A 15,689-nucleotide genomic window follows, 5' to 3' on the forward strand; every position below is an offset into this window, starting at 1 on the left:
TAAAACAGAGTAAAGTTATGGGATTATTTTATAACGTGCGATTAATATGTTCGATACGGAAGGTCTCAATGATGTCTCCTGCGCGCATATCTTCATAATTTTCAAAGGCTATTCCACATTCTTGACCACTTTGCACTTCATTGACTTCATCCTTAAAGCGTTTGAGTGTTTTCAGTTTTCCTTCGTGAATAACGATATTATCACGGATAAGGCGAACACCGGCTCCTCGTTCTATTTTACCTTCTGTAACACGACATCCAGCGACTTTTCCGATTTTTGTAATGTTAAAGACTTCTAAAATTTCAGCATTACCAAGGAAAGTTTCACGCTGTTCTGGTGAGAGGAGACCAGACATGGCCGCTTTGATATCATCAACAAGATCATAAATGATGTTATAATAGCGAATTTCAATTCCTTGTGTTTTAGCAAAATCACGCGCCTGTTTATTGGCTCGAACATTAAAACCAATCACAGCTGAGTTAGAAGCTTCCGCAAGAGAAATATCACTTTCGGTAATTCCTCCAGCACCAGAATGTACAACACGCGCACGAACCTCATCATTTCCTAGTTTCTCCAATGCTGAAGCGATTGCTTCAATGGATCCTTGCACATCTCCTTTAATAATAAGGGAAAACTCCTTAATACCAGCCGTTTGCAATTTTGTCATCATCTGTTCAAGAGAACCACGTGAACCAGTTTGTCGAGCAACAGCTTTGTCACGTGCTAATCGTTGACGATATTCAGAAATTTCCCGTGCTTTTGCTTCATGCGTGACAACAGCAAAACGGTCTCCAGCTTGTGGAGTACCTTGCATGCCTAGAATTTCAATAGGCGTAGAAGGAACAGCTTCTTTGACATGGCGACCATGATCGTCAATCAAAGCACGCACACGCCCCCATTCATTTCCCGCAACAATAATATCAGAAGGGTGTAATGTCCCTTTTTGAACAAGAACGGTTGCAACAGATCCACGTCCACGATCGAGTTTAGCTTCAATGACAACGCCCTCTGCAGTTCGCTCAGAATCCGCTTTCAGATCAAGCATTTCAGCTTGAAGCAGGATAGCTTCGAGAAGTTTATCAAGATTTTGACCTGTTTTAGCGGAAACTTCAACATCTAAAGTCTCACCGCCCATCGTTTCAACAAACACTTCATGTTGTAAAAGTTCTGTACGCACTTTTTGTGCATTTGCAGCTGGTTTATCAATTTTGTTGATAGCAACAATAATAGGAACACCAGCAGCTTTGGCGTGATTAATTGATTCAATCGTCTGCGGCATGACACTATCATCAGCGGCGACAACAAGAACGGCAATATCAGTAACACGAGCCCCACGGGCACGCATAGCAGTAAATGCTGCATGCCCTGGTGTATCAATAAAGGTAATTTTTTGACCGTTTTGTTCTACTTGATAGGCCCCAATATGCTGCGTAATACCACCTGCTTCACCAGAAACAACATTGGCTTTGCGAATGGCATCCAAAAGAGAAGTTTTTCCGTGGTCAACATGGCCCATAATGGTTACAACAGGAGGGCGCGGCTGCATATTTTGAGGATTATCCGTTATATTAAAGATACCTTCCTCGACGTCAGATTCTAAAACACGTTTAACAGTATGACCAAATTCAACAGCGATGAGTTCAGCAACATCTGCATCAATAACATCGCCAGGTTTCATCATTTGTCCTTGTTTCATTAAAAATTTAATGACATCAACAGAACGCTCAGTCATACGTTGTGCGAGCTCTTGAATGGTAATTGTTTCAGGAAGAACAACCTCGCGAGAAATTTTTTCTCTTGGTTCTTGGTTTTGTGCACGCTTAAACTTTTCCTGTCTGCGTCGCATTGCAGCCATTGAGCGCCCCCGTGCACTCCCTTCTTCGTCTAACGCGCTATTAAGAGTCAGTTTTCCACGGCGCCGTTCATCAGCTCCTTTGACAATTTTGGGTGCACGTATTTCTGATTTAGCAGGATTAGCACGTCGGCTATACCGTTCTTCCTCTTTATTTTCATCTATTTTGCGTTTTTCAATCACAGTTGTGTTTTTAGGCGTAAGAGGAATATCTGTCTCCTCAATGAGGGGAGGCTCAGAAAAAACAGGTGAAATCTGTACTGGCGATTTTTCTTCTTCTTGTTTTTGAAGTATTTCTTTTTCTTTGATTTCTTGCTTTAAAATTTCTTCACGTTCTTTAGCGCGTTTTGCTTCTTTTTCAGCTTGTTCTCTCATTATCCTTTCTTGGATATGTGCCTCTTCTAACGCACGAAGTCTTGCTTCCATTTCAGCCGATGAAAGATTGCTTTTGGTCACAGATTCCTGAGGTTTTTTTTCTTCAAAACGGGGTTTAGAGCGCTGGGGTGCAACATGCGGTTTTGTAATAGGCTGCAAGGTCTCAGCTTTTTCATCAGGTCGCGTAATTTTACGTCGTTTGGTTTCGACAACGACAGCTTTTGTGCGACCATGGCTAAAATTTTGCTTGACCGTACTCGTTTCCAAGACAGACCGCTTGAGAGTTAGTGTCTTCTTGCCTGTTGTTTTGTCGTTGTTATTTTCACTCATTGTACTTCCTTCACGGCTTGTGCCGTCATCTCACCGTGCTTATTATGCTTGTCATCACGATAGCTGATTAATTTATATGTTGTTTTGAGAAATCCTTCAGCAGCCTTTGTATCCAATAAGGCTGCATGCATGACAGGATTAGAACCAAAAGCTACACGCATTTCATCACTTGTAAATAAAGATATGGTTTCTATCGTCCGATTTGTTTGTTGTTGTATTGTATGAATGGCCTGTGCAATTTTTCGTTTTCCATCTTCTGTTGTTTCTTTAGCATGAAGTACAAGAATAACTTGACCAGAGCGGATAGCAGCATCAACTTTCGTTGCTCCCATGACAACAGCTCCCGCTTTTCTTGCCATGGAAAGGCTTGAAAGAGCAGCTTTGAGTAAAAGCTTATCAACAATATGCACAAGATTTGGTTCAACCTCAACATCTGTTTTAAAATTTTTATGAAAGGCTTTCTGTTTGATCGCTTTCTCAATAACAGTGTGATGGGCAGAAATCCAGACGCCGCGCCCTGGTAAATTCGCTTTAAGATCAGGAACAATTTGGTTATTGGGACCAATAACAAAACGGATCAGCGTTTGTGCTGAAGCGTTTTGTCGGGTCACAATACAAGTCCGTTCATTCATTTAAAGTGTATCCACATCCAAATCATCTGTTTTTTCATTTTCTGCAGAATTTTCATCTTCTACAGGATTTTCTGCAACAAGATCAGCTTGGTCTATCCAGCCTGCTTGTACACGTGCGGCTAAAACCATAGCTTCTGCATCCGCGCGTGTAATGTCAAAAGGGGTTAAAACACCAGAAAAACTCTTTGTTTGACCTTCTTTACGTTCTCTCCACCCAGCTAAATCATCAACGGCATAGCCAGCAAAGTCTTCTATCGTTTTTACACCATCTTCACCCACTGCAACCAGCATAGCACTTGTCATTCCAGGAAGTGTTCGCAATTCGTCAGAAACTCCAAGCTTTTTGCGTTTGTCATCAAGTTCTTTTTCTTGATGTTCAAGATATTCGCGGGCTCGACTTTGAATTTCAGAAGCGGTATCATGGTCAAAACCATCAATAGAAGCGATTTCTTCAAGATCGATGTAGGCGATTTCTTCAATAGAAGAAAAGCCTTCTGATGCCATAACCTGTCCGATCATTTCGTCAACCTCTAAGGCTTCCATAAACAATTTACTGCGTTCAGTAAATTCTTTTTGACGATTTTCAGATTCTTCCTTTTCCGTTAAAATATCAATGTTCCATCCTGTGAGTTGCGAAGCTAAGCGAACGTTTTGTCCACGCCGTCCAATAGCAAGGCTAAGTTGGTCATCGGGCACGATAACTTCAATGCGTTCAGCATCTTCATCAAGGATGATTTTAGAAACTTCAGCAGGTTGCAGTGCATTAACGACAAATGTTGCTGCATCAGGTGACCAAGGAATGATATCAATTTTTTCGCCTTGTAACTCAGCAACAACAGCTTGTACACGGCTTCCGCGCATTCCAACACAGGCTCCAACAGGATCAATGGAGCCATCGCGTGAAACAACGGCAATTTTGGCTCGTGAACCTGGATCACGGGCAACCGATTTGATTTCTATAATACCATCATAAATTTCCGGAACTTCCATCGTAAAAAGTTTTACCATAAATTGAGGATGGGTGCGTGAAAGGAAAATTTGAGGTCCACGTGTTTCACGATGTACATCATTAACAAAAGCTCGGATACGGTCTCCATAGCGGAAGGATTCACGAGGAATTAATTCATCACGACGCACAATAGCTTCGCCGCGTCCTAAATCAACGATAACGTTGCCATATTCCACACGCTTGACTGTACCAGAAATAATTTCACCAACTTTATTTTTGAATTCTTCATATTGCTGATCACGCTCTGCATCACGTACTTTTTGTACAATCACCTGTTTAGCCGATTGTGCTGCGATGCGTCCAAAATCCATAGGAGGTAAAGGATCAGCAAAAAAATCACCGATTTTTGCTTCTTCTTGATGTTTGAGTGCATCGGACAAAGTAATTTCCGTTGTATAGTCTTCAACAACATCAACAATTTTAAGCAGGCGTTGTAATTTAATTTCACCTGTTTTGGAATTGATTTCAGCACGAATATTGGTTTCTTGACCATAACGAGAACGTGCTGCTTTCTGAATAGCGTCAGCCATCGCAGAAATAACAATTTCACGGTCGATTGACTTTTCACGTGCAACAGCATCTGCAATTTGCAGAATTTCAAGCCTGTTAGCGCTTGTAGCCATCAATTTTCTCCTTCTTTGTGCCACACAATGGGTATTTCCCAGTGATATTATTTCTTGAAATTGAGCGTCTTTGTTGAGTTGGTAGGATTATCTTTAGGAATGAATTGTTGACTTAAATCTTTATTTTTTTTCAATGCATCGCGAATAAGCTCATCGGTAAGCACTAAATGCGCGCTTGTGATATCACAAAATGAAATAGAGGTATACATGGCTTCTCCGTAAGCAGCTTTATCAGTGTTTAAAATAAATCCATCCTGCGTGATATTGGTAAGTATTCCACGAAATTTCCGGCGCCCATCAATGGTTATTTTGGTTTCAATTTTTGCAAGATGTCCTTGCCAATGAAAAAAATCAGATTTTCTGACCAATGGACGATCAATCCCAGGCGATGAGATTTCTAAATGATATTTGCGTTCGATAACATTTTTTACATCAAGAAGGGGGGAAATAGTTCGACTAACAGTTTCACAATCTTCTACGGTGAGAGAACCATCAGCACGTTCAACCATAATTTGAAGTGTTAAACCATTTTGTCCAAGAAGCTTCACACGAACCAAACGAAAACCTAAAGGCTTAAGCAGCGGAATGATAAGAGCAGCAACCCGCGCCTCGATACCATCTTCTTCAAACAGACGTGGTTCGTCAAGATTGCTTATTTTTTTAGCTTCGTTCATACATTTTATCCAAGTTATTTTCGTCAGTTTCATGATATTAAAAAAGAGCAGGTCCAACGACCCACTCTTCATCATAAGACCAAGAATTTAGTTATTGATACTCTTAAATTCAAAATTTTTCAAGATGTTTGTGAGAAAAGCTCTTGATCATTTATGTCTTTATAAAGGTAAGATAGGCAGGCGTTCGTCCTTCGCGTAAAGCTTTTGCTTCATAGCGTGTACCTTTCCATAGTGGATAAGGGGTTTTCCAATCTTGGGGACTTTCTGCTTTCCATTCAAAGTGATCATGGTGTGCACAATGATAGAGGGTCCAGTTTACATAACTGTCTATATCGCTCGCAAAGCGAAAAAATTTTCCCTTTTTAAGAACGCGAGCGAAACGGTTAAGATTTTTTATATTGATGAAACGTCGTTTCCAGTGTTTCTTTTTCGGCCAAGGATCAGGATAGAAAAGATCTATGCCATCAAGCGAGTTATCAGGGAGCCAATCAAGCAGGTGCGTAGCATCATTATTATAGAGGCGAAGATGATTTTGATGGTGTGTATGCTGTTCAAGGGAAAACAATATTTTTGCCATGCCATTGATAAAGGGCTCGACACCGATAAAACCGGTTTGTGGAAAATGTTCCATTTCATGGAGTAAATGTTCACCGCTACCAAAGCCGATTTCAAGTCGAATTTCTTTTACTTTGTTTGAAAATAAGGAGGTAATATTTGAAGGAGGGGGGATATTTAAATCAATATTAAAATTAGGAAGAAGCATTTTTATACGCGCGAGCTGATTGTTTCCCAGCCGCTTTCCTTTTCGACGTCCAAAAAAGGCTTCACTCTTGTGCGTATTATATTGAATCATGGAATTTTGATCATCGTTTGAAGCGTTTTCACAAGATCAGTTTTTTCCCATGAAAACGAACCATCATGCTTTGGTTTTCGCCCAAAATGACCGTAAGCAGCTGTTTTTGTATAGATTGGTTTATTAAGGTCAAGATGTTTGCGAATTCCGGTGGGGGAAAGGTCCATTATTTTGCGAATAGCTGCCTCGATAACCTTTTCATCAACCTTTCCTGTCCCATGAAAATTAAGATAAATCGACAAAGGTTGTGCAATACCAATGGCATAGGAGAGTTGAATTGTGCATCGCTCTGCTAAATGAGCCGCAACAATATTTTTAGCCAGATAGCGTGCCGCATAGGCTGCAGAACGGTCAACTTTTGTTGTATCTTTTCCTGAGAAAGCGCCACCTCCATGGGGGGCAGCACCTCCATAAGTGTCCACGATAATTTTGCGTCCTGTTAATCCAGCATCGCTTTGAGGACCACCAATGACAAATTTTCCTGTTGGGTTAATATACCAACTGCATTGAGCTGCAATAGGAATATCATGTAAAGCTTGACGAATATAAGGCTCAACAACTGTGCGGACTTTATTGGAATCCCAACTTTCGTCAAGATGTTGTGTTGAAAGAACGATGGATGTGACCTCTATGGGTTTTCCATCTTTATAGCGTATGGTGATTTGGCTTTTAGCATCTGGTCCTAATTTCCCAGTTTCTCCTTCTCCTTTATGGCGGGCTGCGGCAAGAAGTTTGAGAATCTTATGTGCATAATAAATTGGTGCAGGCATAAATTCAGGTGTCTCACGGCAAGCATATCCAAACATGATGCCTTGATCACCTGCTCCTTCTTCACCATGCCGATCCGTCGCATTATCAACGCCTCTTGCAATGTCAGCGGATTGAGGGCGCAAAAGAACATCAATTTTAACAGTTTTCCAATGGAATCCTGGTTGTTCATAGCCAATGGCGCGAATAGCACGGCGCGCTGCTGTACGAAAACGCGTAGGATTAATGAGTGGAAAGCCAGTTTCATCATAGATAAATTCTTTATTTTTATCTTTTTTTAAGAGTGTATCAGGAACACGGACTTCACCAGCGATAACAACACGGTTTACACTGACGAGAGTTTCGCAAGCAACGCGCACTAACCAAGGATCAGTCCCAGTCTTTTGCGCTTCTTTATAGATCATATCAACGATTTCATCGGAAATACGATCACAAATTTTATCAGGATGCCCTTCCGATACCGATTCGCTTGTAAAAAGATAATCTTGATGCGGCATAGGAACTCCTTCAAAAAAGAAAACCAACAATTCAATTAATTGCCTACTAAAGTTGCTACGGTTTGCCAATTCGACAGCAAATCGTCAATGCGAATTTATATGAATAAGAGAGAAAAAATATAAATTTAATTTGATAGCTTATTTGTCAAATCTTCCTCAGAAAGTGCTTTTGCCAAATCAATGATTTTTCGACGCACTTTAGCATCAGAGATATTCGTAAAAGCTCGCATGAGTTGGATACCTTCGCTGCTAGAACAAAAGTCCATAAAATTGTGATCACTTTCAGCAAAACCTTCTACTTGTTGAGAGGTAAGTCCTTTATCAAAAAAATAAGAAACAGGAACATCCATAATTTCTGCTATCGCTTGAAGACGACTGGCACCGATACGGTTTGTTCCTTTTTCATATTTTTGAATTTGCTGAAAAGTGATGCCTAATTTTTCACCTAGTTTTTCTTGAGTAAGTCCTAAAATATTACGACGTAAACGGATACGAGTTCCAACATAGATATCTATAGGGTCAGGTTTTTTTCTAGTTTCGGTCATAATGCAACTCTTTAATTTCCAGCACTTTTATTTTAAATCAACATCAGATTTATGCGAAGTTGATTTATCATATAATTAAAATAATATGTAATATTTTTTCCCAATATTACTGGTACACGCAACATAATACCGCACAAGGAGCACTTGAATCATTTAAGCTGTTTTGTAGAACCAAAACCAATACGACACAATAGCATAAGGATGAATAAGATAAAAGTAGAGAAAGTTCTGTATTCATTGCTTCCTATAGGAGTAATGGATGATGGAATTTCTGAATCAATAATGCCCACAGCATTTTGCTGAAGAGCTACAACGATTCGTCCATAAGAATCAATAACAGCTGATATTCCATTATTGGCTGCTCGTATGAGGGGAATTCCCAGTTCAACGGCACGAAGCTGTGCTTGTTGAAGATGTTGATAGGGTCCTGGTGATACACCAAACCATGCATCATTTGTAACATTAACGATTGCTTGAGGCGGGGAACCTTTAAAAGTCATTTCATGAGGAAATATTGCTTCATAACAAACCAACGGTAGATAAGAAAATCCGTTTGGCATGGTGACAGTTTTGCGCACATGTGCAGCACTATATCCACCAATATTATCAGTGAGAATACGTAATCCAATTTTTTCCAATAAATTCTGATAGGGAAGATACTCACCAAAAGGGACCAAATGAAGTTTATCGGAAGTGTGTAAAATATTACCTTGAGCGTTAATGACTGCAATAGTATTAAAATATTGTGTTTGGGAATGAGGGATATCATCATTGGCGCGTATCGCTCCGATAATAGCCCATTGTTTAGGTTTTAAAAGAGAGGCAATATGCATTGTGACAGATGAGTTATCATAGAGAAGGTAAGGAACAGATGCTTCAGGCCATACGATAAAATCGGGTTCTGGATTTTTATCAGTTATTGGTGCTGCACTCAGATGCATATGTGCTTCCAATATAGCTTCTCGTGTATTATCGCGCAATTTTATATTTTGTTGGATAGAAGGTTGAACAATGCGAACCCAATAATTGCTCTTTTGATCTTCAGTTGTATTCTCTATCGTATGGAGACGATAAAATCCAAAACCACTGTGAATGAATATAAGTGCTAAGCAAAGAAAAAGTGCTGCTTTCTTTTTTTCATCAGTGAGTAAAACTGTTGGTAAACTGTAGGTTAAGACAGCAAGAATATTCATTCCGTAAAGTCCTACGATTGCATCAGATTGCATGAACATCGGGGTTGGCATGGCTGTATAGCCAAGAGCATTCCACGGAAATCCTGTGAATAAGAACGCACGCAACCACTCGGACAATCCTAAGGCAAAGGCTAAAACGAAAAAGCGTGCTATTCCTTTTGTCCATAATAAACCGACAATGAAACCAGAAAAAAACCAATAAAGAGAAAGGTAGAGAGGAGGAAATAAGATGGCGAATGGGATCGCCCAACCAAAAGAATCTGGATCTGTCAACAAAGCATTGCAGAGCCACCAAAGTCCGCAAATAAAATAACTAAAACCAAAAGTTCCACAGCTTAAAGCGTAGATAAAAAAATGTTTTTTATTGTTTGGAGAGGACTGTATTGAGTCAAGTAAAACGATAAAAATGGGAAAAGTTAGAAAGCACAGAGGTGTTAAATAAAAGGGTGGCAGTGCAAGGGAAGTAAGAGCACCACATAGAAATATCCATGCTTGTCGCTTCCAGCCGGTAATAGAGAACAAAAAAACGATAAAATTGTTTAAAAACGCTCGACTATTCTTTAGAGATGGCATTGTTTTCAAAATTTTCATTTTCTGGAATGCGAAAAATGCGCAATCGCTTAATTCGGCGTTTATCAGCTTCTAAAATACGGAATTTATAGCCAGGAACAGCTTCGACAACTTCACCTTTTGCAGGAATACGATCAAGAATGGAAACAATTAAACCACCAATAGTATCAACCTCATCACCATATTCCCCTACGATAAAATCAGGTCCAAGAGCTTTCTCTACATCTTCTAATTCGGTTCTTGCATCCACGAGCCACTTATTATTGTGTTCGCGTACGATCGCATTGTCAACATGATCATGTTCATCTTCGATATCACCAACAACCAATTCAACAATATCCTCCATCGAAACGAGACCATCTGTTCCCCCATGTTCATCAATAACTAGAGCCATTTGTGTTCGTGTGGTTTGCATTCGTGTTAATAATTTGCTTGCAAGCATAGAACTGGGAACAAAGAGAACGGTTCGAATCAAATCTAATTCACCGATGGGGGTATGTAAATCTGTATGGTTTAATGGAAGCAAATCGGATTTCTGTTCGGTTTTTGTAGAGTTAATAATAAAGCGAGTCATATAGTTAAGAATATCGCGGATATGGATCATGCCGCGTGGATCGTCTAAAGTTTCAGCATAAACAGGGATGCGAGAATGACCAATTTTTGCGAAACATTTAAGGGCTTCTCCAAGCGAGGTATTTATTTCCAATGCTTCAATTTCAGAACGCGGTATCATAACATCATCCACGCGTGCTTCACGCAAGCGTAAAATATTATGCAGCATCGTACGTTCTTCAGGTGAGAAGAGGGCGGTATCTTTTTCATTGTTAGTTGTAAGCGCAACGGTAAGATCATCGCGCAGTGACGTAGATGCACAATGACGCCCCCGTAAGAATGAAAACAAATGATTCATCAGAGAATATTTTTCTGTATGATTGGTCTGTTGAGAGGGATCTTTTTCATTATTAGAAGATATTTGATTATTATTTTGTGCATTTATTTTGTTTGCCATGGTTTTAAAATCTTCTAAACTTTCTTTTTATGATAGGTGAATGAGAGGTTTTAAATGGTATGCTCGTCATATTGATTTTAAAAGTTAAATTTTATCATTTATAGATAACTCAGCGTAAGGATCTTTTATGGAGAGCTTTTGAAGAATTTCTTTTTCGAGTTTTTCCATTTGATGTGCTTCATCATCGGTTTCATGGTCATAGCCAAGAAGATGCAAGATACCATGAACAATCATATGCGTTAAATGGTCTTGCAATGTTTTTCCTTGTCTTTCTGCTTCGAGAACAACAGTTTCTCGCGCAATAATAATATCACCCAGCATAGGACCAGGAGGGTTTCCTGCTTTAATTGGGAATGCCGGAAAGGATAATACATTGGTGGATTTATTTTTACCCCGCCATTGCGCATTGATTTGTGTCATATGCTCATCATCCGTAAAAAGCAGACTAATCTCGCTTACAACATTTTCCAATGAAACATGATGCATTGCCATCGTTAATGCTTTTTCGGTGATATTATAAAGCATTTTCTCATCATTCCACCCTGCGCTTTTAACCATTATATCAATAATAATCATGATGAATCAAATTCATTTTTTAATGTATTGCATACGCGTGATTTTTTTTTATTTTGTATTTCAGAATCACGATCATAGGCATGAACAATAGCAGCAACAAGCGGGTGGCGTACAACATCTTTTTCATCAAAGCGCACAATGGCAATATTTTCTACATTTGAAAGAATACGGATTGCTTCAATGAGACCTGATTTTTGCCCTATAGGCAAATCAATTTGGCTTACATCACCGGTAACAATCATACGTGTTCCTTCTCCAAGACGTGTGAGGAACATTTTCATTTGCATCGGTGTCGTATTTTGTGCCTCATCAAGAATAACCGCAGCATGAGCAAGTGTTCGCCCACGCATAAAGGCAAGAGGAGCGATTTCTATGACACCAGAAGCTAAAATGCGTTCTATTTTTGCAGCAGGCATCATATCATAAAGAGCATCATAAAGTGGTCGTAAATAGGGGTCGACTTTTTCTTTAAGATCACCGGGAAGAAACCCCAGATGTTCTCCAGCTTCAACAGCAGGACGTGAGAGAATAATTCGCTCAATGATACCACGTTCTAGAAGCATTGCAGCATGTGCAACAGCAAGATACGTTTTTCCTGTTCCTGCTGGTCCTACGCCAAATACAAGTTCAGCACGCTCCATCGCGCGTATGTAAGCATCTTGTGTTGGAGTCCTTGCATGAATTATTTTTTTATGGATACTCAACCGTGCTGGTATACGTCTCGTTGCAGATTTGTGTGTTATTGTGTCTTCTTTCTTCTTCTGTGGTATATTCGCCATAGCAATCACTCCTTTTATATCTGATAAAGTGAGCTCTTGATCTGTTTTGGCACGCTCATAAAGTTGCTGCAATACATATTGCGCACGTTTTATAACAGAAATATTTCCATGGATTAAGATTTCATTACCACGCGGATGAATACTAAGTTTAAGTTTTTTTTCAATATAAGCAAGATTTTCGTCAAATTGACCAAAAACCGCTTTTGCATATTTATTATTTTCGAAAATCAAAACGACTTGGCTTGTCTCTGAAGTGCTTTCTTGTTCCAAGGGTGCAATTTTTTCAATGTCAGTATTTATTTTTTCAGTTGAAGCTTTCAGCTTATTCTCCATATCGACATCAATATTACACATTTTTTTGAGTGAACTTTATAAAAGGCAAATTTTCTTTCATAAAAATTCATTCTCTAGATGTAATCATTTTCTTTGAAAATAAAAGAGTTTTCCAAAATCTTTATTGTTAACAAGATAGTAGAGACATATTTATCTATTTGTCACTTCACCGACAAAACTATTTGAGCTTATATTTTTAATATGAATTTCTACCACGCTACCTGTAGAGGATTCTGTATCGACGACAACAGGTAAAAGCCAAGGGGAGCGCCCCACCATTTGCCCTGAATGACGTCCAGGTTTTTCGATAAGAACATCCGTTTTTTGTCCAATTTTAGAACGTAAAAATGTATTTTGTTGTTCAAGGAGAAGAACTTGTAAATGTTGAAGCCGAGCATCTTTTACAGATTCATCAACGTGATTTTTCATGGTGGCCCCTACTGTTCCAGGACGGGGGGAATACTTAAAAGAATAAGCTGAACTGTATTGCACTTGTTGAATAAGCTTAATGGTTTCTTCAAAGTCTTCATCTGTTTCACCTGGAAACCCTACAATAAAATCACCTGAAAAGGCAATATCTGGCCGTGCAGCCCGAATTTTTTCGATAATATGAAGATAATAAGAGCTTTTATGTTGGCGGTTCATTGCTTTTAAGATGCGATCTGAGCCTGACTGAACGGGAAGATGCAAGTAAGGCATTAACATATCAAGATCTCGATGCGCGGCAATAAGGCTATCATCCATATCTCGGGGGTGGCTGGTTGTGTAACGCAAACGCTTTAAACCATCGAGTTTTGCAAGATGATAAAGAAGATCACCAAGACGCCAGGTTTTGCCATCTGCACTTTGTCCATGCCAACCATTAACATTTTGTCCAAGCAGCGTAATTTCTTTAACACCCGCTTCAATGAGTTGACGGGCTTCTTCGGTAATTTGCTCGACAGAACGCGATATTTCAGCACCGCGTGTGTAAGGAACAACACAAAAAGTGCAAAATTTATCGCAGCCTTCTTGTACTGTTAAAAATGCGCTAACACCCCGTTTTCTTACTGCACGTTTATTATGAGGCGGCAAATGAGCAAATTTATCTTCAACAGCATAATCTGTTTCAATAATTTTTTTACCTTGTTTGGCTTTTTCTAAAAACTCTGGTAAGCGATGATACATTTGCGGACCAATAACGAGATCCACTGTTGGAGCACGACGCAAGATTTCACTTCCCTCAGCTTGTGCAACACAACCTGTTACACCAACTGTCAAGGGTTTATCAGGCGTTCGCTCTTGACGCATAACACGTAAACGACCAAGATCAGAATAGAGTTTTTCTGCTGCTTTTTCACGAATATGACAGGTATTGACAAGAATAAGATCGGCATCATCAGGCGTTTGTGTTGCCACATAGCCTTGTGCACTGAGACTATCAGTCATCCGCTGGCTATCATAAACATTCATTTGACACCCATAGGTTTTGATAAAAACCTTTTTAGGAGTAACAGGAGATGTATTTTTAGGATTTACTTTATTCATAGTGCTTGTCTAAATGTTTTTTACACAAATCTCAATCTCTTTGCTTAAAAGTTTTTTGCATGATAATTGCATCACCACGGCCATTTTTTGACGGGTAGTAGGCCAGACGTTCAGAAATTTTTTGAAATTCGAAGCGTTGATAAAGGGTTAAAGCAGAAAGGTTTGTGGATTCTACTTCCAAAAATAATTTTATAGCGCACTTATCTTGAAGATGGCGAATTGTATGATCAATAAGTAGGGTAGCAATTCCTTGTTGACGATAATGAGGATGGACAGCAATTGTGATGATTTCTGCTTCATCAAGAATGAGGCGGCATAGGCAGAAGCCTAAAATTTGATCAGAGTGATCAATGAGAAAAACTTTGTACCCAAAGATAGAGTGATCTGTTAAAAAAGTATCAAAAGCTTGTTTTCCCCAAGCTGGGGTAAAACAATGTTGATGAATTTGGTGAAGAGAAGCACTATCATTAACGTGTAATGGAGCAATTCCAAGATGCTTTTTTGTCACTAAAAATTTAAACATTATTTTTTTCGTGGTAACGCAAAATTAGTTTGTTGTTTTGCATCAGCGCTACGTAGATAGAGGGGGCGAGGCGAATTTTGTGGTTGTTTGTTTGCAGCAAGATAAGCATAGTGCACAATATCTGCTGCTTCACAAGGGATTTTTTCTAGGATAATTTTTTCATTTATTTTGTGGTTTTCAATATGCTGCATAACGATATCAGCTGCTGGGCCAGTCAGTTGGGTTTTTTTGGGCAAATCTTCGAGGATATTTTCAATTGTTTTTAATCCCGGTTTTCCCAAAGGTGTGAGATCCTTATGGAAATTTTGATGGTAAAACATCTCTCTGCCTGCTTCAATGACAACAGTAATTGCGGATGCAGTATTTTTATTGGTTGTGACTTGTGCTGCTAAAGCTTCAAGTGCACTCACTCCAACAGCAGGTATTTCAAGTGCTAATGCCAAAGCGCGTGCTGTGGCAACACCAACACGCACACCAGTAAATGATCCAGGTCCAACATTGACTGCAATACGCTCAACTTGATCAAGCGTCATATTGGCTTGTGTCATTATTTGTGTCATCTGTCCAATAAGTTTTTCAGCATGTCCTTTATTCATGCGCTCATCGATACGCGCAATAACAGACTTATGATGAATGAGCGCAACAGCACAATAAATTGAAGCAGTATCGATAGCAAGAATAAGCATAAAAATATTTTAATTGAATAAAACGATAGATAAAAAAATCTACGGTATTTTTAATTTTTCTTATCGTTGTATAGTTCATTTGTATGAAAGTTGCTAGTGCCAATAAGCAACAATATCTTTTTATGGAATAAGACGAAATATTGATTTGATCCTTATTTGTTTTGATTGTTAATAAATTGATTTACAATGATAAATTTTTCTATGTTCACTTTAAATCCATAAAACAAAATCATTCTCTTATATATCATAAGCAGAGTTAGTGTATAGATAAAATCATTTAAGAAAGGATTATTTAAATGAAAGAGCTGTTTTAATAATATTGGCAATTGTCTGAG

At 39.0% G+C, this 15,689-nt stretch carries 14 protein-coding genes; all 14 read right to left on the reverse strand.

Going from position 1 to position 15,689, the window contains the following annotated elements:
* Positions 1-28 precede the first annotated feature (28 nt).
* The gene (gene infB / locus D1093_RS02410) at positions 29-2,557 is read right to left on the reverse strand and encodes a translation initiation factor IF-2 (RefSeq protein ID WP_120100438.1); all 2,529 of its coding nucleotides are present in this window, start codon (positions 2,555-2,557) and stop codon (positions 29-31) included.
* Positions 2,554-3,189, reverse strand: a complete 636-nt coding sequence (locus D1093_RS02415; RefSeq protein ID WP_120100439.1) for an RNA-binding protein — start codon at positions 3,187-3,189, stop codon at positions 2,554-2,556. Before D1093_RS02415 ends, infB begins: the two co-directional genes overlap by 4 nt.
* On the reverse strand, positions 3,190-4,821 hold the full coding sequence (gene nusA / locus D1093_RS02420) for a transcription termination factor NusA (RefSeq protein WP_120100440.1): 1,632 nt from the start codon (positions 4,819-4,821) through the stop codon (positions 3,190-3,192).
* Positions 4,822-4,868: 47 nt separating this feature from the next.
* On the reverse strand, positions 4,869-5,495 hold the full coding sequence (rimP, locus tag D1093_RS02425; protein WP_120102295.1) for a ribosome maturation factor RimP: 627 nt from the start codon (positions 5,493-5,495) through the stop codon (positions 4,869-4,871).
* 151 nt (positions 5,496-5,646) lie between these two features.
* Positions 5,647-6,348, reverse strand: coding sequence for a tRNA (guanine(46)-N(7))-methyltransferase TrmB (locus D1093_RS02430; RefSeq protein ID WP_120100442.1), 702 nt, complete (start codon positions 6,346-6,348; stop codon positions 5,647-5,649).
* On the reverse strand, positions 6,345-7,613 hold the full coding sequence (metK, locus tag D1093_RS02435; RefSeq protein ID WP_120100443.1) for a methionine adenosyltransferase: 1,269 nt from the start codon (positions 7,611-7,613) through the stop codon (positions 6,345-6,347). The genes D1093_RS02430 and metK overlap by 4 nt, the downstream gene beginning before the upstream one ends.
* Before the next feature lie 125 nt (positions 7,614-7,738).
* Positions 7,739-8,158 carry a helix-turn-helix domain-containing protein gene (locus tag D1093_RS02440; RefSeq protein ID WP_012230643.1) on the reverse strand — a complete coding sequence of 140 codons (420 nt, stop codon included), beginning with the start codon at positions 8,156-8,158 and terminating at the stop codon, positions 7,739-7,741.
* Positions 8,159-8,307: 149 nt separating this feature from the next.
* Positions 8,308-9,942: an apolipoprotein N-acyltransferase gene (gene lnt / locus D1093_RS02445; RefSeq protein WP_120100444.1), complete on the reverse strand. Its 1,635-nt coding sequence runs from the start codon at positions 9,940-9,942 to the stop codon at positions 8,308-8,310.
* Complete coding sequence (locus D1093_RS02450; RefSeq protein ID WP_120100446.1) at positions 9,905-10,930, reverse strand: hemolysin family protein; 1,026 nt, start codon at positions 10,928-10,930, stop codon at positions 9,905-9,907. Before D1093_RS02450 ends, lnt begins: the two co-directional genes overlap by 38 nt.
* Positions 10,931-11,014: 84 nt before the next feature.
* Positions 11,015-11,506 carry an rRNA maturation RNase YbeY gene (gene ybeY / locus D1093_RS02455; protein WP_120100447.1) on the reverse strand — a complete coding sequence of 164 codons (492 nt, stop codon included), beginning with the start codon at positions 11,504-11,506 and terminating at the stop codon, positions 11,015-11,017.
* The gene (locus tag D1093_RS02460; protein ID WP_120100449.1) at positions 11,503-12,639 is read right to left on the reverse strand and encodes a PhoH family protein; all 1,137 of its coding nucleotides are present in this window, start codon (positions 12,637-12,639) and stop codon (positions 11,503-11,505) included. Before D1093_RS02460 ends, ybeY begins: the two co-directional genes overlap by 4 nt.
* Before the next feature lie 129 nt (positions 12,640-12,768).
* Positions 12,769-14,145, reverse strand: coding sequence for a tRNA (N6-isopentenyl adenosine(37)-C2)-methylthiotransferase MiaB (miaB, locus tag D1093_RS02465; protein WP_120100450.1), 1,377 nt, complete (start codon positions 14,143-14,145; stop codon positions 12,769-12,771).
* 31 nt (positions 14,146-14,176) lie between these two features.
* Complete coding sequence (gene rimI, locus D1093_RS02470; protein ID WP_120100452.1) at positions 14,177-14,668, reverse strand: ribosomal protein S18-alanine N-acetyltransferase; 492 nt, start codon at positions 14,666-14,668, stop codon at positions 14,177-14,179.
* Complete coding sequence (tsaB, locus tag D1093_RS02475) at positions 14,668-15,354, reverse strand: tRNA (adenosine(37)-N6)-threonylcarbamoyltransferase complex dimerization subunit type 1 TsaB (RefSeq protein WP_120100454.1); 687 nt, start codon at positions 15,352-15,354, stop codon at positions 14,668-14,670. Before tsaB ends, rimI begins: the two co-directional genes overlap by 1 nt.
* Between the last annotated feature and the right edge of the window lie 335 nt (positions 15,355-15,689).

It is taken from the genome of Bartonella kosoyi, from assembly GCF_003606325.2.
GTDB lineage: Bacteria > Pseudomonadota > Alphaproteobacteria > Rhizobiales > Rhizobiaceae > Bartonella > Bartonella kosoyi.